Annotated in this window: 19 protein-coding genes; 9 read left to right on the top strand and 10 right to left on the bottom strand. The window is 72.4% G+C overall.

Annotation, left to right across the window (positions count from 1 at the left end; genetic code table 11):
• The first annotated feature begins 127 nt into the window (after window positions 1-127).
• The 4 genes from FB382_RS04855 (at window position 128) to FB382_RS04840 (ending at window position 5,695) form a co-directional block, all read left to right on the top strand.
• The gene (locus FB382_RS04855) at window positions 128-1,069 is read left to right on the top strand and encodes a type IV toxin-antitoxin system AbiEi family antitoxin domain-containing protein (RefSeq protein ID WP_182537269.1); all 942 of its coding nucleotides are present in this window, start codon (window positions 128-130) and stop codon (window positions 1,067-1,069) included.
• Between the two features lie 161 nt (window positions 1,070-1,230).
• Window positions 1,231-1,986 (top strand): NUDIX domain-containing protein, encoded by a 756-nt coding sequence (locus tag FB382_RS22025; protein WP_182537267.1) that lies wholly within the window; start codon window positions 1,231-1,233, stop codon window positions 1,984-1,986.
• 41 nt (window positions 1,987-2,027) lie between these two features.
• The gene (gene ppdK / locus FB382_RS04845; RefSeq protein WP_182537265.1) at window positions 2,028-4,688 is read left to right on the top strand and encodes a pyruvate, phosphate dikinase; all 2,661 of its coding nucleotides are present in this window, start codon (window positions 2,028-2,030) and stop codon (window positions 4,686-4,688) included.
• An 8-nt stretch (window positions 4,689-4,696) separates the two neighbouring features.
• Window positions 4,697-5,695, top strand: coding sequence for an SAM-dependent methyltransferase (locus FB382_RS04840; RefSeq protein ID WP_182537263.1), 999 nt, complete (start codon window positions 4,697-4,699; stop codon window positions 5,693-5,695).
• A 9-nt stretch (window positions 5,696-5,704) separates the two neighbouring features.
• Here FB382_RS04840 and FB382_RS04835 read toward each other — a convergent pair whose 3' ends face one another.
• The 6 genes from FB382_RS04835 to FB382_RS04805 all read right to left on the bottom strand — a co-directional run bounded on the left by FB382_RS04835 (window position 5,705) and on the right by FB382_RS04805 (window position 9,899).
• The gene (locus FB382_RS04835) at window positions 5,705-6,652 is read right to left on the bottom strand and encodes a co-chaperone YbbN (protein ID WP_182537261.1); all 948 of its coding nucleotides are present in this window, start codon (window positions 6,650-6,652) and stop codon (window positions 5,705-5,707) included.
• A 25-nt stretch (window positions 6,653-6,677) separates the two neighbouring features.
• Window positions 6,678-7,226 (bottom strand): MmcQ/YjbR family DNA-binding protein, encoded by a 549-nt coding sequence (locus FB382_RS22020; protein ID WP_246377088.1) that lies wholly within the window; start codon window positions 7,224-7,226, stop codon window positions 6,678-6,680.
• A gap of 10 nt (window positions 7,227-7,236) precedes the next feature.
• The gene (locus FB382_RS04820) at window positions 7,237-7,725 is read right to left on the bottom strand and encodes a MarR family winged helix-turn-helix transcriptional regulator (RefSeq protein ID WP_182537259.1); all 489 of its coding nucleotides are present in this window, start codon (window positions 7,723-7,725) and stop codon (window positions 7,237-7,239) included.
• A gap of 11 nt (window positions 7,726-7,736) precedes the next feature.
• Window positions 7,737-8,258 (bottom strand): PH domain-containing protein, encoded by a 522-nt coding sequence (locus FB382_RS04815; RefSeq protein WP_182537257.1) that lies wholly within the window; start codon window positions 8,256-8,258, stop codon window positions 7,737-7,739.
• A 26-nt stretch (window positions 8,259-8,284) separates the two neighbouring features.
• Window positions 8,285-8,452, bottom strand: coding sequence for a hypothetical protein (locus FB382_RS04810; protein ID WP_182537255.1), 168 nt, complete (start codon window positions 8,450-8,452; stop codon window positions 8,285-8,287).
• 118 nt (window positions 8,453-8,570) lie between these two features.
• Window positions 8,571-9,899 (bottom strand): UDP-glucose dehydrogenase family protein, encoded by a 1,329-nt coding sequence (locus FB382_RS04805; protein WP_182537253.1) that lies wholly within the window; start codon window positions 9,897-9,899, stop codon window positions 8,571-8,573.
• A gap of 157 nt (window positions 9,900-10,056) precedes the next feature.
• Between FB382_RS04805 and mptB the strand changes: the two genes are divergently transcribed.
• A complete protein-coding gene (gene mptB / locus FB382_RS04800) occupies window positions 10,057-11,481 on the top strand; it encodes a polyprenol phosphomannose-dependent alpha 1,6 mannosyltransferase MptB (RefSeq protein ID WP_182537250.1) in 1,425 nt (474 codons plus the stop codon).
• Here the strand turns inward: mptB and FB382_RS04795 are convergent.
• Genes FB382_RS04795 through FB382_RS04780 form a run of 4 tightly spaced genes read right to left on the bottom strand, consistent with a single transcriptional unit; the run spans window position 11,423 to window position 15,896 of the window.
• Window positions 11,423-12,571 (bottom strand): glycosyltransferase, encoded by a 1,149-nt coding sequence (locus tag FB382_RS04795; protein ID WP_343055488.1) that lies wholly within the window; start codon window positions 12,569-12,571, stop codon window positions 11,423-11,425. The genes mptB and FB382_RS04795 overlap by 59 nt on opposite strands.
• 3 nt (window positions 12,572-12,574) lie before the next feature.
• Window positions 12,575-13,696 (bottom strand): glycosyltransferase family 4 protein, encoded by a 1,122-nt coding sequence (locus FB382_RS04790; RefSeq protein WP_182537248.1) that lies wholly within the window; start codon window positions 13,694-13,696, stop codon window positions 12,575-12,577.
• Window positions 13,697-13,756: 60 nt separating this feature from the next.
• A complete protein-coding gene (gene meaB / locus FB382_RS04785; RefSeq protein WP_182537246.1) occupies window positions 13,757-14,722 on the bottom strand; it encodes a methylmalonyl Co-A mutase-associated GTPase MeaB in 966 nt (321 codons plus the stop codon).
• A complete protein-coding gene (locus FB382_RS04780) occupies window positions 14,706-15,896 on the bottom strand; it encodes an acetyl-CoA C-acetyltransferase (RefSeq protein WP_182537244.1) in 1,191 nt (396 codons plus the stop codon). Before FB382_RS04780 ends, meaB begins: the two co-directional genes overlap by 17 nt.
• Before the next feature lie 168 nt (window positions 15,897-16,064).
• Here FB382_RS04780 and mce point away from each other — a divergent pair, with 168 nt between their 5' ends.
• From mce to FB382_RS04760, 4 genes are all read left to right on the top strand, one after another.
• On the top strand, window positions 16,065-16,520 hold the full coding sequence (gene mce / locus FB382_RS04775; RefSeq protein WP_182537242.1) for a methylmalonyl-CoA epimerase: 456 nt from the start codon (window positions 16,065-16,067) through the stop codon (window positions 16,518-16,520).
• 72 nt (window positions 16,521-16,592) lie between these two features.
• A complete protein-coding gene (gene ccrA, locus FB382_RS04770; RefSeq protein WP_182537240.1) occupies window positions 16,593-17,933 on the top strand; it encodes a crotonyl-CoA carboxylase/reductase in 1,341 nt (446 codons plus the stop codon).
• A gap of 126 nt (window positions 17,934-18,059) precedes the next feature.
• Window positions 18,060-19,340, top strand: coding sequence for a DivIVA domain-containing protein (locus FB382_RS04765; protein WP_182537238.1), 1,281 nt, complete (start codon window positions 18,060-18,062; stop codon window positions 19,338-19,340).
• The gene (locus FB382_RS04760; protein ID WP_343055487.1) at window positions 19,337-20,569 is read left to right on the top strand and encodes an AI-2E family transporter; all 1,233 of its coding nucleotides are present in this window, start codon (window positions 19,337-19,339) and stop codon (window positions 20,567-20,569) included. Before FB382_RS04765 ends, FB382_RS04760 begins: the two co-directional genes overlap by 4 nt.
• Window positions 20,570-20,571 lie beyond the last annotated feature (2 nt).

Below are 20,571 nucleotides of genomic sequence, written 5' to 3'. Positions count from 1 at the left end.
AGCGGCGTGCCCTCCGGCGAGAGCAACGCAGCCGGCAGTCGTCCACACCGCAGGCTCATGACCGGCCCCTCCCCAGGTCGACGAAGGGCACCTGTCTGTCCGGCGCCGGTCGTGAGGCACTCGGGGCATGGACATGCTCGACACCCTGGTCACGGCACGAGGATTCTTCACGCGGTCGGACGCGCGCGACTGCGGCTACAGCGAGAAGGCGATGGCGGAGGCGGCCCGGTGCGGCGTGTGGCACCGGATCCGGCGCGGCTACTACACGTTCAGCGTGCTGTGGTCGGCGATGGACGACGTGGCGCGACACCGGGTTCGGTCCGCCGCAGCCCAGCACTCCCTGGGTGACGCGGTCGTCCTCAGCCACGTGTCGGCCTCGGTCGTGCACGGTCTCGACATCTGGGGTATCCCGCTCCAACGGGTGCACGTGACTCGGCTCGACGGAGGGGCGGGCCGCATCGAGGGCGACGTCGTGCACCATGTCGGCTCGGTCAGCGACGAGGATGTCGTCGAGGTCGACGGACGTCGCGTGATGCGGCCGGCGCGGGCCGCCATCGAGGCCGTGGGCCGCAGCACCGGTGAGGTTGCGCTCGCGCACTTCGATGCCCTGCTGCGCGCGACCGGGCTCACGCAGGAGGACCTCATGGCCCAGTTCATGTCCATGGAGGCCTGGCCCTTCACCCAGCACCTCCACGTGCCGGTGCGGTTGGCGAGCCCGCTCCACCAGAGCATCGGCGAGTCCCGAGGCATCTCCTTCTTCTTCCGGCACGGGGTTCCTGCTCCGGTGTGCCAGTACGAGGTTCGGGACACGGACGGCACCCTGCTCGGCACCTGCGACTGGGCCTGGCCCGAGCGCCGTCAGCTCGGCGAGTTCGACGGATTCGTGAAGTTGGGTCGTCTGCTCCGCCCCGGACAGACACCGGGTGACGTGGTGTTCGCCGAGAAGCGGCGCGAGGACGCCCTCCGCGAGGCGACCGGGTGGTCGATGATCCGGATCATCTGGTCCGACTACGACCGGCCCCGCGTGCTGCAGGCCCGGCTCCAGCGTGCCCTCCGGACAGCCGGGTGAGGCCCAGCCGACGCCGCTTCATCATGTGAAGGTGGCGAAGCGGCACTTCTCACGGTGAATTCAACATGAGAAGTGCAGACTCACCCACTTCTCATGGTGAAGCTGCGCGCAGCAGCCAGCCCGCAGCACCGGCCACGGCACCCACGGCTAGGGTTGGCCCCGTGACCGAGCAGCCCACCGTGAGCACCGTCGCGGACGGCATCGCCCGGATCAGCTGGGAGCCCGGGCTGCCCGTCGACGTCGTCCGGCACGAGGTGGCGACGGCGCTGGTGACCCACCACCGGGTCGAGGCGCTGGTCGACCCCGCCGACGAGGAGGCCCAGCGGGTCGCGACCTGGTCGGGGATGCGACGCGAGGGCGTGATGCGCGGGGTGGTCGTCGGGGGCGAGCCGGTCGACCGGATCGTCTACGCCCGGATCGTCAGCGACGTGCCCGTCCATGAGCCGGAGGGCTTCCGGGCCCTGCTCAACTCGTTCCTGCCCCGCAAGCGGGCGATCAGCCAGATGCTCATCCGCGACCACGACGCCCGGGTCCTGCTGTGCCAGCTGACCTACAAGCAGGACTGGGACCTGCCCGGCGGCGTCGTCGAGGTCGGTGAGTCCCCGCAGCTCGCCGTCGTCCGCGAGGTCGAGGAGGAGCTCGGCCTCGAGCTGCCCGCCGGCCCGCTCCTGGTCACCGACTGGCTGCCGCCCTGGGGTGGCTGGGACGACGCGCTCTGCCTGGTCTTCGACGGCGGCGTCCACGACGCGGAGATCGAGGAGTCCATCGTCAAGCAGGCCCGCGAGATCCGCTCGGCCCGCTTCTGCACCCTCGACGAGGTCCGCGAGCGGGCCGCCGACTTCACCGCCCGTCGGGTCGAGGCGGCACTGGCCGGCCTCTCCGGCCCCCCGGGCTACACGGAGTCCGGCCGCTCCTGAAACCCTCGCGCGTCGGCTCGCCGCAGAGCATGATGCGAGGCGTGACCACCTATGTGCACGACTTCTCGGACGGCGACAAGGACCAGAAGGACCTCCTGGGAGGCAAGGGTGCCAACCTCGCCGAGATGACCAACCTCGGCCTGCCGGTGCCACCGGGGTTCACGATCACCACCGAGGCGTGCCGTGCCTACCTCGCCGCGGGCCACGAGCCCGACGGCCTGGCCGACGAGGTCAGCGCCCACCTCGCGACCCTCGAGGCCGCCATGGGACGCCGGCTCGGCGACCCCGCCGACCCACTGCTGGTCAGCGTCAGGTCCGGCGCGAAGTTCTCCATGCCCGGGATGATGGAGACCGTCCTCAACATCGGTCTCAACGACGAGTCCGTCGTCGGGCTGGCCGCCCAGAGCGACGACGAGCGCTTCGCCACCGACTCCTACCGTCGCCTGTTGCAGATGTTCGGGTCGACGGTGCTCGGCATCGAGTCGGAGGTCTTCGCCGAGGCCCACGACGCGCTCAAGAAGGAGCGTGGCACGGTCGAGGACCTCGACCTCGGCGTGGACGACCTGCGCGCGCTCGTCGCGACGTACAAGAAGGCGATCCTCGAGCACGCCGGTCGCGAGTTCCCCCAGGACCCCCGCGAGCAGATGGACCTCGCCGTCCGGGCCGTCTTCGACTCCTGGAACACCGACCGGGCCGTTCTCTACCGCCGCCAGGAGCAGATCCCCGAGGACCTCGGCACGGCCGTGAACATCCAGGCGATGGTCTTCGGCAACCGCGGCATGTCGTCCGGTTCGGGCGTCTGCTTCACCCGCGACCCGGCCTCCGGCGCCCAGGGCGTGTACGGCGACTACCTGCAGAACGCCCAGGGCGAGGACGTCGTCGCGGGCATCCGCAACACCGTCTCGCTGGCCGACCTCGCCGACCTCGACCGGACCTCGCACGACGAGCTGCTCGCGATCATGGCGACACTCGAGAAGCACTACCGCGACATGTGCGACATCGAGTTCACCATCGAGCGCGGCAAGCTCTGGATGCTCCAGACCCGCGTCGGCAAGCGCACGCCCGAGGCGGCCTTCCGGATCGCGGTGCACATGGTCGACGAGGGCCTGATCGACCTCGACGAGGCCCTCCGCCGGGTCTCGGGGGCGCAGCTCGCCCAGCTGATGTTCCCGCGCTTCGACCCCGGGGCCGAGCGGACCCTGCTGGCCACCGGCATGAACGCCTCTCCGGGTGCCGCCGTCGGGAAGGCGGTCTTCGACTGGGGTACGGCGGTCGAGTGGGCCGAGCGCGGCGAGGACGTCATCCTGGTGCGCAAGGAGACCAGCCCCGACGACCTGCACGGCATGGTGGTCGCGAAGGGCATCCTGACCAGCCGCGGCGGCAAGACCTCGCACGCCGCCGTGGTCGCGCGCGGCATGGGCCGCACCTGCGTGTGCGGTGCCGAGGCGCTGGACGTGGACACCAAGGAGGGCCGCTTCACCGTCCGCGGTGGCAAGACCGTCCACGAGGGCGACCTGATCTCGATCGACGGCTCGACCGGCGAGATCTTCGACGGCGCCGTCCCGGTCGTCGACTCCCACGTGGTGCGTTACTTCGAGGGCGACGACGTCGACGACCCGGTCGTCTCGGCCGTCACCCGCCTCGTCGAGCACGCCGACTCGACCCGGCGCCTCCGCGTGCGCACCAACGCCGACACCGCCCCCGACGCCGCCCGGGCCCGGCGCTTCGGCGCGCAGGGCATCGGCCTGTGCCGCACCGAGCACATGTTCCTCGGCGACCGGCGCCAGCTCGTCGAGGACCTCATCGTGGCCGACGACGACGCCGGCCAGGAGGCGGCCCTCCAGGCGCTGCTGCCCCTCCAGCGCGCCGACTTCACCGAGATCCTCGAGGCCATGGACGGGCTGCCCGTCACGATCCGCCTGATCGACCCGCCGCTGCACGAGTTCCTGCCCGACCTGACCGAGCTGTCGGTGGCCATGGCGGTGGCCGACGTCCGCGGGCACCGCAAGAAGCGGCAGCGCAAGCTGCTGGAGGCGGTCACCCGCCTCCACGAGCAGAACCCCATGCTCGGGCTGCGCGGGGTGCGGCTCGGCATCGTCATCCCCGGCCTGTTCACCATGCAGGCCCGGGCGATCCTCGAGGCCACCGCCGCCCGGGTCCGGGCCGGCGGGGCCCCCCAGCCGGAGATCATGATCCCGCTGGTCGCCAGCGTCCGCGAGCTCGACCTGGTCCGGCACCGGATCGCCGACGTGGCCCGCGACGTCGCCGAGGAGACCGGCATCGACCTCGCCTTCAAGGTCGGCACCATGATCGAGCTTCCGCGCGCCGCGCTGACCGCCGGCCAGATCGCCGGGTCCGCGGAGTTCTTCTCCTTCGGCACCAACGACCTCACCCAGATGACCTGGGGTTTCTCGCGCGACGACGTCGAGGCGTCGTTCTTCGGCACCTACCTCGAGCAGGGCGTCTTCCCGGTGTCCCCCTTCGAGTCCCTCGACACCGAGGGCGTCGGGTCGCTGGTCCGCACCGCCGTACGGCTCGGCCGCGAGGCGCGCCCGGACCTGCACCTCGGCGTCTGCGGCGAGCACGGCGGCGACCCGGCCTCGATCCACTTCTTCGACGAGGTGGGGCTCGACTACGTCTCCTGCTCGCCCTTCCGCGTCCCGGTCGCCCGCCTGGAGGCGGGCCGCTCGGCCGTGCGGTGACCTCGGGCATGGACTGGTTCGAGGCGTACGACGCCGCCCTGGCGCCGGTGCTCTCGGCCAACGGCTTCCTGGCCGTGGTCGCGGGCGCGGAGGAGTCCGGCCTCCTGGCGCGGCTGGTGGATCCGCACGACGTCCCGACGCTCGCCAGGGCGACCGGGCTGCCCGAGCCGACCGTGACCGCGCTGTGCCGGTCGTTGCTCCTCCACGACGTCGTGCAGGACGGCGACGGCACGTTCACGCTGACGGCCGTGTGGCGCGAGCTGCTCGCCAGCACGGCGTTCGCCACCTTGGGCGACACGATCCTCAGCGCGCAGGTCGAGGCCAGGGCCCTGCGCGCCGTCGGCGCCGGGGAGGACTACTGGACGATGCCGCTGGAGGACCGCCTCGTGCTGGCCCGGGCGGTCTCCCCCAACCCCTACAACGACGGGCTGGTCGAGGGCTTCCGGTCGATGTCGCTCGCCGACCCCGACCAGGAGGTGCTGCGCGCCGGCGGGACCGCACTCGAGCTCGGCTGCGGCGTGGCCGGCCGGATCCTGACGATGCTCCGGGCCGTCCCCGGGATGACGGCCGTCGGCGTCGAGCTCGACCCCGCCCTGGCCGCCGAGGCACGGCGTCGCGCCGAGGAGCTCGGCGTCGCGGACCGGTTCGAGGTGGTGGTCGGCGATGCCGCCGACTTCGACCGCCCGGCGTCCTTCGACCGCGCCCAGTGGAGCCAGTTCTTCTTCCCCGCGCCCGCTCGCGCCGGCGCGCTCGCCGCGCTGCACCGGGCCCTCCGACCCGGTGGGGTGGCCGTCGCGCCGGTCTTCGGGGACGCCGACGCGATCGCCGCAGAACCCCGCGGGGTGGAGGCGCGCTACGCCGCCACCTTCGGGATCCTGCTGGCGTCCTGGGGCGTGCCGGTGCGGACCGGTGAGGAGCTCGTCGCGGAGTTCGAGGCGGCAGGGTTCACCGACGTGGGCGTCGTGCCTGCTCCCGGCATCCAGCGCGTGCGGGCCGTCCGCCCCTGAGGCCTCGCGTCAGAAGAGCGCCGACGCGAGGTTCTGACGGCCCCGCAGCACGCGCGGGTCGTCGTTGCCGACCGCACCGAACAGGCCGATCAGGTGCTCCCGCGCCGCGTTGCGCTCGTCGCCCGCCGACCGGCGGACCAGCTCGACGAGGCGGTTGAACGCGTCCTCGACGTGGCCGCCGAGCATGTCGAGGTCGGCGACCATCGTCTGCGCGTCGACGTCGTCGGGGTTGGCGGCCGCGGCCTCGCGGGCGGCGGCAAGGTCGACTCCCTGTGTGCGCTGCAGGACCTTGGCCATCGCCAGCCCGGCGACCGCCTCGGGGTCGGCGGGGTTGGCGTCGACGAGCTTCTGGTACTCCGCGACGGCCAGGTCGATGTTGCCCTCGCCGAGCGCGTCCTGGGCGGCCGCGTAGCGCGGGTCGACCTGCTCCTCGTCGCCCTCCTCGCCCTCGACGGGCGCGGTGGCGGTGCGTGGCTGGTGGCGGCCGGTGATGCCCTGCGTGGTCAGCTGCTGCAGCACCTGCGTGAGCGCGGTGCGCAGCTCGTCGATCGGGACGACGTCCTGGAGCAGCGGCATCGGGCGGCCGTCGATGACCACGACGACGAGCGGGATCGAGGGGATCTGCATGGCCTGGGCGATCTGCGGCACGGCGTCGATGTCGACGAGACCCGCCAGGAAGCGCCCCTCGAACTCGCCGGCCAGCGTCTCCACGTCGTCGGCGAGGTCGCCGCTCTCGGGCATCCGGGTCCGCGAGTAGAACACCAGCAGCACCGGCGCCTGCATCGAGGCCTCGATGGTCGACTGGAAGTTCTCCTCCGTCATCGTGATGGAGTACGCCGATCCCGCGGCGCCACCTGCGGCCGCCCCCGAGGCGGCCGGCGACGGCGTCGGCTGCGCGTGGCGCTTGAGGGCGGAGAGGTCGATCGCACCGGGACGGGAGAACGGCTGCTGCGTCATGGGGCAATCCTAGGGAGCGGCCGGGTCACCGCACCCAGCGGTACACCTGCCCGTCACGCACCTCGACCTCGCGGGGTGGCCGGGGCGTCGGGTGGCCCTGCAGGTGGGCCAGCACGGCCGACCGGCCCCGCAGCGACACGGTCCGGTCGGTCCAGTGCAGGGAGGGGTGCAGCAGGGGGCGCACCTCGCCCCACTCCTGCCGCTCGATCGCGGCCCACAACGCTGCCGCCGGTGCGGGCTGCTCGGGCAGCTCGTGCAGCATCTTCGGCACGCACATCCGCCAGGCGTCGGTGACCAGCTCTCGCATCTCGTCCTGCTCGAGCCGCACCAGGTGGGCGCACACCCACTGGTAGCGCAGGTCGGCGGTCGGCGGCAGGAAGAACGTCTCGGGGTCGGAGTCGACCAGCCCGTCGCGCTCGGCCCGGGGGAAGCCGAAGCCCATCGACTGCTCGTCGCGCGAGAACGCGACGTAGACGATCTGCCCGACCCGGAGCTTCCACCGCCCCCGCACCATCCGCTTGTGGGTGCGGGGCAGGGCCAGACCCACGCGGCGTACGTCGTCGGAGCTGACCACGGCGATCGGCCTAGAAGTCTCCGGCGGCGTGGCGCACGGGGGTGAGCAGCTCCGAGAGCGTGGCCAGCTGGTCGTCGGAGAGCGCCCCGAGGGCGAAGTCGGCCCCGATGAGGTCCTTGGTGGCGGCCTCGACGACGGCGCGCCCGGCCTCGGTGATCTCGGCGAGCACGGCCCGGCCGTCCTCGGGGTGCGGCCGCCGGGTCACCAGGCCTGCCGACTCGAGCCGGCGCACGATCGAGGTGACCGAGGTGGGGTGCACCTGCAGGCGCTCGCCCATCTTGCCCAGCGGCAGCGAGCCCCGCGAGGAGAAGACGAGCAGCACCAGCGCCTCGTAGCGGGCGAAGGTGAGGCCGTGCGGCCTGAGCAGCGCGTCGAGCCGGCCGATGACGAGCTGCTGGACCCGCATCAGGGAGGTGACGGCGTGCATCGCGGGCACGCCGTCCCAGTGGTTGCCCCACTGGCGCGCGGCCTCGTCGATGGGATCGAAGGGAAGCGACATCGAGGGGGAATCTAGTTCACGCGCGGGCCGCGGAGACCCGAACGCTGCACGACCCGCTGGATGGCGAGGTCCCGCTGGTCGGGCTTGCCCACGTAGCGGATGTCGCGCAGCCCCTGCTCCTGCGCTGCGGACTCGAAGCAGAAGTGCCCGAAGCCGAGGATCCGGCCGTGCAGCGGCTTGACGACGGTGATGTCGAGGATCCGGCTCAGCGGCATGGTCGCGAGGTTCTGCGACAGCACGCCGTGGACCCGGAAGACGCGCATGTTGGTGACCACGAACCGGTCGCGGTGCTCGCCCAGCCCGGCCCAGGCCGCGTGCAGCAGCACCAGCCCGGCCAGCACGATCGGCACCCACGCGATGCCCATCGCGATGAACGGCGTGATCGCCAGCAGCGCGAGCGCGATGACTGCCTCCAGGACCGGCCGCACGTAGGCCACCCAGTGGTGCTTGACCTCGTCGACGATGACCTCGCCCTCGTCGCGCAGCAGGTGCTTGGCGATGTTGGGGTCGCTCATCGAGGCGATCAGGCCCATCCCCCGCCCCCGATCCCGCTCATGCGCTAGAGCTGGTCGAAGAAGCGGATCAGGCCCGTGAAGAGCTGCGTCAGGGCATCCCAGGAACCGGAGCCCAGCGACTTCGCCGCGACGGCGAAGCCGTGCGGGTCGTGGAACATCCAGAAGCCCAGGAACACCACCAGCAGGGTCAGCAGGACCTTCTTGGTGTTCATGTCCGAGATCTCCGTCCGAGATGGGGAAGGCGCAGGTCTAGACCTGTCTAGCAGGGTCGCTCCCCCACGCGCCGGAGGCGCGCGCGACCTCGGGTGTGACGTGCGGCTCAGGCCTGAGTCACGCCACCCCGAGCGCGCGGTAGGTCCAGCCCGCTGCCCGCCAGGTCGCGCCGTCGAGGGCGTTGCGGGCGTCGACGACCGACCGGCCGGCCACGACCTCGCCCAGCCGGACCGGGTCCAGCCCGCGGAATTGGTCCCACTCGGTCAGCAGCGCGACGACCGCGGCGCCCGCGGCGGCCTCGAGCGCGCCGTCGGCGAACTCCAGCTCCGGGTGCGTGCGCCGGGCGTTGTCCATGGCCTGCGGGTCGTGCACGACCACGCTCGCGCCCTCCTCGTGCAGCCGGCGGGCCACGTCGAGGGCGGGGGCGTCGCGGACGTCGTCGGAGTGCGGCTTGAAGGCGGCGCCCAGCACGCACACGCGTACGCCGGCCAGGTCACCGCCGGCCTGCTCGCGGACCAGGTCGACGGTGCGCGAGCGGCGGCGCTGGTTGATGGCGTCGACCTCGCGCAGGAACGACACGCTCTCCCCCGTGCCGAGCTCCTCGGCCCGGTGGATGAAGGCGCGGATGTCCTTGGGCAGGCAGCCGCCCCCGAAGCCCAGCCCGGGCTTGAGGAAGCGCCCACCGATACGGTCGTCGTACGCGAGTGCGGTCGAGAGCTCGTGCACGTCGGCGCCGGTCGACTCGCAGATCTCGGCCATCGCGTTGATGAAGGAGATCTTGGTGGCGAGGAAGGAGTTGGCCGCGACCTTGACCAGCTCGGCGGTGGCGAGGTCGGTGACCACGCACGGCACGCCGGCGGTCAGCAGCGGCCGGAACGCCGCCTCGAGCCACTCGCGGGCGGTCTCGGAGGCGACGCCGAAGACGAGGCGGGAGGGCTGCAGGGTGTCCTCGATGGCGTGGCCCTCGCGGAGGAACTCCGGGTTCCACGCCAGCTCGGCCGCCGCGCCGACCGGGGCGAGCCCGGCGAGCAGCTCGGCGAGCCGGGCGGCCGTGCCCACGGGGACCGTGGACTTCCCGACCACCAGGCAGGGCCGGGTGAGGTGCGGGGCGAGGCCGCGGACGACGCCCTCGACCTGGGAGAGGTCGGCGGCCATGGAGCCGGCGACCTGCGGGGTGCCGGTGCAGACGAAGTGGACGTCGCCGAAGGCACCGGCCTCGGCGAGGTCGGTGGTGAAGCGGAGGCGTCCGGAGTCCAGCGCCTTGCGCAGCATCTCGGGCAGGCCCGGCTCGTGGAAGGGCACGGTGCCCGCGGCGAGCGCGTCCACCTTGGCCCGGTCGCAGTCCACGGCGAGCACGTCGTAGCCCAGCACGGCCATGCAGATCGCGTGGGTGGCACCGAGGTAGCCGGTGCCGATCACGGTGAGTCTCGGCTTCAGTCGTCGCATGATGACACCGTCCGAGCCGCAGCCGACGCGTTCGCCCCCTCGTCCTGAAGGTCGGGTGAACGCGCGCCGAACGTCGCAGTGCCCACGACGACGGCCGTTGCCGCAGCGTTCATCCGGTGGTGACCGACCGGTCCCCGAGCACCCCTAGGTTCAGCCCGTGACAGCCGAGGGGACCCTGCTCGTGACCGCCAGACGCGCGCCCGCGCGCGTCGTGAACCCCGGCCTCCTGGGCGCCACCCTGGTGCTCCTCGGGGGCCTCGTCATCTCGGCCGTGCCCGAGAGCTCGTGGGTCTCCCACATCCCGCTGCGGCACACGATGCCGGGCCGGATGACCGGCCTGACCGTGGTCGTGACCGGCCTCGCCCTGATGTCGGTGGCCTGGGTCCGGCTGTGGCGCGCCGCCGGCCGGCACCAGGTCGACCTCGGCGCCGTACGCCGGGCCACGCTGATCTGGTGCGCCCCCCTGCTGCTGGCGCCGCCGCTGTTCAGCCGCGACGGGTGGAGCTACGCGGCGCAGGGCGAGCTGACCCACATCGGCCTGTCACCCTACGTCTGGGGGCCCGGCATCCTGCGCGGCCCGATCGTCGAGGCCGTCGACCCGCGCTGGATGCTCACGCCCACGCCCTACGGCCCACTCCCCCTGCTGTGGGGCTCCTCCGCGCTCCACTTCGTGCAGTCGCCGTGGGCGCTGGTCGTCGCGCACCGGCTCCTCGCGTTGATCGGCCTGGCCCTGCTGGCCTGGGCGCTCCCCCGGCTCGCCGCCTGGACGAGGTACGACGCGGCGTTCGTCTCCGCGCTGGTCCTCCCGTGCCCGCTGCTGCTCGCCCACGGCGTCGGCGGCCTGCACAACGACCTCCTCATGGTGGGGCTCGCGGGCGTCGCGCTGGTGCTCGCCGCCGAGCGCGGCTGGCTCCTGGGGGCGGTCGTGGGCGGGCTCGCGGCCAGCGTGAAGGTGCCCGGCGGACTGGTCTGCGTGGGCGTCGCCCTGCTCTCCCTGCCGGTCGCCGCGACGACGTGGCAACGGCTCGTGCGGCTCGGTCAGGTCGGGGCCGTCAGCGTGGCGACACTGGTGGGCGTGGGCGAGTGGGCCGGCGTCGGGATCGGCTGGGTGCACGCGCTCGGCGTGCCCGGCACGGTGCGCACGCCCCTGTCCATCACCACGACGATCGGCTACGTCGTGCCCGGCGCCCACGTGGCCGGCGAGCTGGCAGCCCTCGGCGTGGTCGCCTGGGTGGCACTGCGCTGGCCGACCGGCTCGGCCGAGGCCGGCCTGCGGGCGGCCGCGCTGATCATGACGGTCACGGTGGTGCTCAGCCCCGTCGTGCACCCGTGGTACCCGCTCTGGTGCCTGCCGCTGGTCGCCGCCTGCCACCTGCGCGGCCGCTGGCTGGCGGTGCTGGTGTGGTTCTCGTTCGCGCTCGGCATCACCGCACCGCTCGACTCCGAGCTGCGCGGCCTCTACGTGGCGATCGCCCTGACGATCACGCTGGTGGTCGGCGTGGCGATCGGGCTCACCTGGGCGGTCAGGCCGTCCGCTCTTCCCGTCCCGCGAGCACCAGCCCCGCGGTCGGTCCGGGCGTGAGCCCGGCGTGCAGGGCGAGCATGTCCCGCACGGTGTGACTCCAGCAGAACTGCTCGGCGCGCTCGCGGGCCGCCTCACGGGTGGCCTCGGCCGGCCGTGACGCGAGGTCCAGGACCGCGTCGGCCAGGCTGTCCGGGTCGGGCTCGCCCCAGGCGCCGGAGAGGTCGTCGACCAGCTCGAGCGCTCCGCCGTACGCCGCGGTGACGACCGGCGTGCCGCAGGCCAGGGCCTCCAGCACGGCCAGCCCGAACGTCTCACCGGGGCACACCGACAGCGCGATGTCGGCCTCGCCGAGGCGGCGGGCCAGCGCCCGGCGGCCGGCGACGTGGCCGTGGAACGTCACCGGCGCGGTGCCGGCGATCTCCTCGAGCTCGTCGCGGTGGGGGCCGGTGCCGTAGACGTCGAGGTGCACCGGGACGCCCCGCTCGTGCAGGGCGACTGCCGTGGCCACCGCCAGGTGCGGGCTCTTCTCCCGCGAGAGCCGTCCCGCGTGCACCAGCCGGAGCACGTCACCCCGCGGCTCGCGGGTCGGCGTCGGGGCGAAGGTCGCGAGGTCCACGCCCAGCGAGATCCGGTGCAGCGCGGTGCCGGCGGAGGCCGCCAGGTGCTGGAACTCCCGCATCGCGAACCGCGAGGTCACCACGACCTCGTCGAAGCTGCGCACGAGCATCCGGTTGAGCACCGACACGGGAGCCGCGATGCCGGTCTCCCACCCGGTGCGCAGCGACAGCATCGCGTCGAGGCGTTCGTGGGAGAACAGCAGCGACCGCACGCCGCGGCGTCTGGCCCAGTGGGCGACCGGCATCAGGGTGGCCTTGTCGGAGATCTCGATCGACGTCGGGCCGAACTGCTCCAGCACCTCGGTGACCCGCCAGGGTTCGACGATCAGCCGGTAGCCGCCGCCGACGCGCGGCGCGCGCAGCTGCACGACGTCACCGTGCTCGGTCTGGGTGCGGGCGTCACGGGGTCCGGGCACCACCAGCAGGCGCGGCACGCCGGCCTCGGTGTAGCCCTCCCCGAGGGTCTGCACGGCGGTCTTCATGCCGCCGGACGCGGGGCCGATGAAGTTGGCCAGCTGGGCGATGCGCACCCGTCAGGCCGCCGCGGAGGACGCGCGCGGGCGGCGCAGGACCGCCGGGTAGTGCACGTCGACGAGCTGGTCGACCACGGTGGTCCAGGTCCGCTGGGCGACCTCGGTGAGGGCCCGGGCGGCCATCGTCTGTCGCAGGTCGAGGTCGTCGACCAGGGTGGCGACGACCTGGGTGAGCGCGCCGGCGGCGCGCGGGTCGTAGAGCATGCCGGTGCGGCCGTGGTCGACGAGGTCGAGCGGTCCGCCCGCGGCGACGGCCACGACCGGGACGCCGCTGGCCTGGGCCTCCTGCACGGTCTGGCAGAAGGTCTCGGACTCCCCCGGGTGCACGAACAGGTCGAGCGTCGCGAACGCCGTCGCGAGCTCCTCCCCGCCCAGCATCCCGGTGAACACGGCGTCGGGGATCATCCGCTGGAGCGCGGCGCGATCCGGCCCGTCGCCGACGACCACCACCTTCACGCCGGGCAGCCTGGCGACCTCCGCGAGCCGGCGTACCTGCTTCTCCGGTGCCAGCCGGCCGACGTAGCCGACGACGGTTTCGCCCTCGGGCGCCCACGCGTGGTGCAGCTCCTCGCTGCGGCGGCCGGGCCCGAAGAGGTCGAGGGACACGCCGCGCCGCCACAGGTGGAGGTTCTCCACGCCCATCGCCTCGAGCTGGGCGTACGACGTGCGCGAGGGCACGAGCGTCCGGTCGACGCGGCGGTGGAGGCGGCCGACCCACGCGGAGGTCAGCAGGTCGGCGCGGATCTTGTAGTGGCGGGCGAAGCCGGCGATGTCGGTCTGGTAGATCGCGACGGTCGGCAGGCCGAGGCGGCGCGCGGCCCTCAGTCCGACGGCACCGAGCGCGATCGGCGAGGCGAGGTGCACCACGTCGGGGTCGAAGTCGGCCAGCGCGCGCTCGACGGAGGCGTCGGGGAGACCGATCGGGAAGGAGCGGTAGCCGGGCATCCCCACCGAGCGGACGCGTACGACGGGGACGCCCTCGTAGTCGGCGGGCCCCGGGCCCGGCGCGATGATCAGGGCCTGGTGGCCGGTGCGGCGGAGGTGGTCCACCACCTTGCGGACGGTGTTCGTGACCCCGTTCACCTGGGGCAGGAAGGACTCGGTGACGACGGCGACGCGCATGGGTCCACCGTGTCGAGGGGGGTTGAACGGGCAGGAACAGGCGCGTGGACGCGCGGGTGATCAGTCGGTGAACGCGGCGAGCAGCTCGTCGGCCGCCCCGTAGGGGTCGGCGTCGCCTGCGGCCACGGCCGCGGCGAGCGTGTCGAGCTCCGAGCGTCCGTGCACGTCGCCCCACTTCTCCCGGAGCGCGGTCACGGCGATCGCCTCGATCTCGCCGCGGGCGCGGCGGGTGCGTCGTCGCTCGAGCTCGCCGCTGGAGGCGAGCCACGCGTGGTGCTCCGCGAGCTTGTCGACGACCTCGTCGACGCCCTCCCCCGTCTGGGCGACGGTCTTGATGATCGGCGGCTTCCAGGCGCCGTCACGCCCCGTGGCCAGCGCGAGCATCGAGCGCAGGTCCCGGCGGACCTGGTCGGCGCCGTCGCGGTCGGCCTTGTTGACGACGTAGAGGTCGCCGATCTCGAGGATGCCGGCCTTGGCGGCCTGGATGCCGTCGCCCATGCCGGGCGCCAGCAGCACCATCGTGGTGTCGGCCAGGCCGGCGATCTCGACCTCGCTCTGCCCGACGCCGACGGTCTCCACGAGGATCACGTCGCAGCCGGCCGCGTCGAGGACGCGCAGCGCCTGAGGGGTGCTCCACGCCAGGCCCCCGAGGTGCCCCCGCGAGGCCATGGACCGGATGTAGACGCCCGCGTCGAGGGCGTGGTCCTGCATCCGGACCCGGTCGCCGAGCAGGGCCCCGCCGGAGAACGGTGAGGACGGGTCGACGGCCAGCACGCCGACGCGCTTGCCGGCCCGGCGCAGCTGGGTGACCAGGGCGTTGGTCGACGTGGACTTGCCGACGCCCGGGGAGCCGGTGATGCCGACGACCTGGGCGTTGCCGGTGTGCGGCGCCAGCGCGGCCATCACCTCGCGCAGCAGTGGCGAGGCGTCCTCGACCAGGGAGATCAGGCGGGCGACCGCCCGGGCCTCGCCGGCGCGGGCGCGCTCGACGAGGTCCCGGACGTCATGCTCAGCTCTTCGGGACACGCACGATCAGGGCGTCACCCTGGCCGCCGCCGCCGCACAGGGCCGCGGCACCGATGCCGCCACCGCGGCGCTGCAGCTCGAGCGCGAGGTGCAGCACGACGCGGGTGCCGGACATCCCGACGGGGTGGCCCAGCGCGATCGCGCCGCCGTTGACGTTGACCTTGTCCTCCGCGACGCCCAGCTCGCGGGCCGACTCGATGCCGACGGCGGCGAACGCCTCGTTGAGCTCGAAGAGGTCGAGGTCGGAGACGGCGACGCCCTCCTTCTCGGCGGCCTTCTTGATCGCGTTGGCCGGCTGCATCTGCAGCGAGGAGTCGGGGCCGGCGACCTGGCCGTGCGCACCGATCTCGGCGAGCCAGGTCAGGCCCAGTTCCTCGGCCTTGGCCTTGCTCATCACGACCACCGCGGCGGCGCCGTCGGAGATCTGCGAGGCAGATCCGGCGGTGATGGTGCCGTCCTTGGAGAAGGCCGGGCGGAGCTTGCCGAGCGACTCGGCGGTGGTGTCGCCGCGGACGCCCTCGTCGGTGCTGATGACGATCGGGTCGCCCTTGCGCTGCGGGATCTCGACCGGGACGACCTCGTCGTCGAAGACGCCGTTCTTCCACGCCTCGGCCGCACGCTGGTGCGAGCGGGCGGAGAACTCGTCCTGCTCCTCGCGGGTGAGCTTGGTGCCGGCCGCGTTGTACTCCTCGGTCAGACCGCCCATGGCCTGCTGGGTGAGCTGGTCGTAGAGCGCGTCGTAGGCCATCGAGTCAACGAGGGTGGTGTCGCCGTACTTGAAGCCCTCGCGGGACTTCGGCAGCAGGTGGGGAGCGTTGGTCATCGACTCCATGCCACCGGCCACGACGATCTCGGCCTCGCCGGCGCGGATCATCTGGTCGGCCATGGCGATGGCGTTCAGGCCCGAGAGGCAGACCTTGTTGATGGTGATCGAGGGGACGCTCATCGGCAGTCCGGCGGCCACACCGGCGGTGCGGGCGGGGTTCTGGCCCGCGCCGGCCAGGATGACCTGGCCCATGATCAGGTAGTCGACCTGGTCGGCGGCCACGCCGGCCTTCTCGAGCGCACCCTTGATGGCCACGCCACCGAGGTCCGCGGCCGACAGGGTCTTCAGGCCGCCGAGCAGCCGTCCGATGGGGGTGCGTGCCCCGGCGACGATCACGTTTCCGGACATGTTGGTGCCTCCACAAAGCTGGTTCGAGGTCGAACTGGGTCGATTTGATCCGCTCTCGTGACGATACCCACCGGTCCATTCCACCGGCAGGGGTGTCCGTCGGGACCCGATGAGGAACATCTCACAAGGCGATGCGGGTGCAACGTGGGTCGTACGACGATGTGCCGCATGAGTGAGTCCCTGAGCATTCCCGAACACCTGTTCACCGCGATCGACCACGTCGGGATCGCCGTCCGCGACCTCGATGCGGCCATCGAGTTCTACGAGAAGACCTTCGGCATGCGCCTGGCCCACCAGGAGACCAACGAGGAGCAGGGCGTCCGCGAGGCGATGATCGCCGTGGGCGACTCCGGCTCCTGCATCCAGCTGCTCGCGCCCCTCAACGAGGAGTCCACGATCGCCAAGTTCCTGGACCGCTCCGGCCCGGGCGTGCAGCAGATGGCGTACCGCGTCACGGACGTCGAGGCGGTCAGCGCGATCCTGCGCGAGCGCGGCGTCCGCCTGCTGTACGACGCCCCTCGCCGCGGCACCTCGGACTCGCGGATCAACTTCGTGCACCCCAAGGACGCCGGCGGCGTGCTGGTGGAGCTCGTCGAGCCGGCCGCGTCCTCGGCTGCGCATTAGGTCACACGCGGTTCCCCCACGGGTTACCGATCAGTAATCTTCGGCGCAACGCCCCCGACCCCAGGAGCAGAAGTGCAGAACATCCTCGACGCGATCGCCTCCGACGACGCCACGTCGGCCGACTTCGCGAACCTCGAGATCCCCGACCACTACCGCGCCGCCTTCGTCTCCAAGGACGAGGTGGACATGTTCGAGGGCCAGACCACCAGGGAGAAGGACCCGCGCAAGTCGCTGCACGTCGACGACGTCGCGCTGCCCGAGCTCGGCCCCGGTGAGGCCTTCGTCGCGGTGATGGCCTCGGCGATCAACTACAACACCGTGTGGACCTCGATCTTCGAGCCGGTCTCGACCTTCGGCTTCCTCGAGCGCTACGGCCGCGAGTCCGACCTGGGTGCCCGACACAACCTGCCCTACCACGTGGTCGGCTCCGACCTGTCGGGCGTCGTGCTCAAGACCGGCCCCGGCGTCACCAAGTGGAAGCCCGGCGACCGGGTCGTCGCGCACTGCCTCTCGGTCGAGCTCGAGGCCCCCGACGGCCACAACGACACGATGCTCGACCCCTCGCAGCGGATCTGGGGCTTCGAGACCAACTTCGGCGGCCTCGCCGACGTCGCGATGGTCAAGGCCAACCAGCTGATGCCCAAGCCGGAGCACCTCACCTGGGAGGAGGCCGCCTCGCCGGGCCTGGTCAACTGCACCGCCTACCGCCAGCTGGTCTCCACCAACGCCGGCAACATGAAGCAGGGCGACAACGTCCTGATCTGGGGCGCCTCGGGCGGCCTGGGCGGCTTCGCGACGCAGTACGCCCTCAACGGCGGCGCCAACCCGGTCTGCGTGGTCTCCAACGAGGAGAAGGCCAACATCGCCCGCTCCATGGGCGCGGAGATGATCATCAACCGCTCCGAGGAGGACTACAAGTTCTGGAACGAGGACGGCACCCAGCAGGACCCCCGGGAGTGGAAGCGCTTCGGCGCCCGGATCCGTGAGCTCACCGGCGGCGAGGACATCGACATCGTCTTCGAGCACCCGGGCCGTGAGACCTTCGGCGCCTCGGTCTTCGTCACCCGCAAGGGCGGCACCATCACCACCTGCGCCTCGACCTCGGGCTACATGCACGAGTACGACAACCGCTACCTGTGGATGAACCTCAAGCGGATCATCTCCAGCCACTTCGCCAACTACCGCGAGTCGTGGGAGGCCAACCGCCTCATCGCCAAGGGCAAGATCCACCCGACCCTGTCGAAGACCTACACGCTCGAGGAGGTCGGCCAGGCCACCCTGGACGTCCACAAGAACGCCCACCAGGGCAAGGTCGGCGTGCTCTGCCTGGCGCCCGAGGAGGGCCTCGGCGTCCGGGATGCGGAGATGCGCGCCCGGCACGAGACCGCGATCAACCGCTTCCGCGGGGTCTGAGACAACCCTCACCCCGCCCACCACCCCGGTTCACGGATTCGTCCGCGAGCCGGGGTGGGTTGTTTGCGGGCGATCGGGGAGACTGGCCCCGACGTCCACCAATATCCGGGAAGAGGTAGCGCTGCCATGAGCGACCAGGGTCTGTCCATCTTCGACAACGAGCCGGAGGCTCCCGCGTCCGACGATGGCGGGACGGCCGACAGCGACGCCACGCAGGTCATCCCCACCGTGTCCAGGAACTCCGACGCCGACAACGAGCGCACCCAGCAGGTGCCGGTGGTCCAGTCCGCCCCCGCCCAGCGGATGGCGGCGCCCAAGCCGGTCATCCCGCCCGCACGTCCGGCCACCGCAGCCGCCTCGGCCGCCTCGGCGCCGCGGCCCACCACGACCAGCGCCCCCACCGCCCCGGCGACCAGCCAGGCCGGCTTCCCCGTCGTACGCCGCGGCGGCTACGACCGCGACGCCGTCGACGCGCACCTGCGCAGCATCGCCAGCGAGAGGTCCGGCCTGGGCGACCGCCTGGGCGAGGCCGAGAAGCGCGTCGCCGCGCTCGAGGCCGAGCTCGAGCAGGCGCGCACCGAGCTCGCCGAGAACGCCAGCCCCTCCTACGCCGGGCTCGGCGGCCGCGCCAGCGCGATGCTGCGCCTGGCCGAGGAAGAGGCCGACGAGGTCCGCACCAACGCCCAGCGTGACGCCGCGGAGATCCGCGAGCAGGCCTCCCGCGACGCCAAGGCCATCAGGGCCGACGCGCTCCGCGAGGCCGACGACATGAAGGTCGTCCAGCTCAAGGAGCTCGACGAGAGCCGCTCGCGCCTCGTGGCCGACGCCGAGCAGGAGCTCGCCCTGGCCAAGGCCGAGGCCGCCGACACGCTCGCCTCCGCCAAGCGCCAGGCCGACCAGATCCGGCTGGCCGCCCAGCAGGAGACCAACGAGCTGCGCACGTCGGCCAAGCGCGAGTCCGAGCAGGCCCGGGCCGCCGCCGACCGCGAGGTCCAGGAGGCCCGCCGCGCGCTGGCCGTGGAGAAGGAGCGCCTCGCCCGCGAGGCCACCGACCACCACACCAGCGCCACCGCCGAGACCAAGCGACTCGTCGAGGAGGCCGAGCAGCGCGCCGACGCCGCCGAGGAGCGCTCCCGCGAGGCCACGGCCAGTGCCGCCAAGGTCCGTCAGCAGTCGCAGGCCGAGTCCGAGTCGCTGCTGACCCGGGCCCGCCGCGAGGCCGAGCAGATCGTCGCCTCGGCCCGCACCCAGGCCGACTCGATCACCTCGTCGGGCGACGCCGAGGCCGAGCGCCACCTGGCCGCCATCAAGGCCGAGGTCGACCGGATGACCAAGCGCCGCGACGCGATCGCGGCGCAGCTCGCCTCCCTCCGCGACGTGGTGGCGGGCTTCGGGGACGACGAGTGACAGACCGCCCCGACCCGGCCGCCGCCGACAAGGCGGTCGGGGAGGCCGAGGAGGCGGCCCAGCACGCCGAGCAGTCGGCTGATCGGGCCGAGGACGCCGCCGACCGTGCGGAGTCCGCCGCCGAGGAGGTCATCGAGGTCCTCGACGTCGAGGACTTCCTCCTGGAGGAGGAGATCGAGGACGTCGAGCCCGGCGACCCGCTCCCCCGGCACTCACCGTTCTACATCGGCTTCTTCGGTGCCCTCGGGGCGATCCTGGCCATCTGGCTCGGCCACCAGATCCTCGCGGTCGGCAACACCCTCATCCTCGTGGTGGTCGCCTTCTTCCTGGCGGTGGGGCTGAACCCCGTCGTGGAGTTCTTCATGCGCCGGGGGCTCAAGCGAGCCTGGTCAGTGGCCGCCGTGACGGCGCTGGTGATCGTGGCGCTGGCGCTGTTCCTCGTCGCCATCGTGCCGGTCATCAGCGACCAGGTGAGCCAGCTGGTGGCGAACGCCCCGGACTGGCTCGACCGGCTCGAGCACAACCACCAGGTCCAGAAGCTCGACGATCAGTACGACATCATCACCAAGGCCAAGGACTACCTGGCCCACGGGAAGTTCGCCTCGACGGCCTTCGGTGGCGTGCTCGGCATCGGCATCGCCGTCCTGTCGGCCCTGGCCAACATCTTCATCATCACCGTCCTCACGCTCTACTTCCTGGCCTCCCTCCCGGCGACCAAGAGCGCGCTCTACCACCTCGCCCCGGCCTCGCGCCGGCCGCGGGTGAGCAGCCTCGGGGACCAGATCCTGAGCAACGTCGGCTCCTACGTGTCGGGGGCGTTCGTCGTCGCCGTCGCGGCCGGCGTGTCCACGCTGGTGTTCCTGTTCGCCATCGGGCTCGGCCAGTACGCCGTGGCGCTGGCCTTCGTGGTCGCCCTGCTCGACGTGATCCCGATGATCGGCGCCACCATCGGCGCCGTGATCGTGACCGCGATCGCCTTCGCGACCGACCCCACGATGGGCCTGGCCTGCCTGGTCTTCTACGTGGTCTACCAACAGCTCGAGAACTACGTGATCTACCCGCGGGTGATGTCGCGCTCGGTCGACATCCCGGGGGCCGTCATCGTGATCGCCGCGCTGATCGGCGCCGGACTGCTCGGCGTCGTGGGGGCGCTCCTCGCCATCCCCACGGCCGCCGCGATCCTGCTGCTCGTGCGTGAGGTCCTGATGCCCCGGCAGGACGCGCGCTAGTC

The sequence above is a fragment of the Nocardioides ginsengisegetis genome (assembly GCF_014138045.1).
GTDB lineage: Bacteria > Actinomycetota > Actinomycetes > Propionibacteriales > Nocardioidaceae > Nocardioides > Nocardioides ginsengisegetis.
Note: the sequence above shows the minus strand (reverse complement) of the source record. Positions and strands in the feature narration are given on the sequence as shown.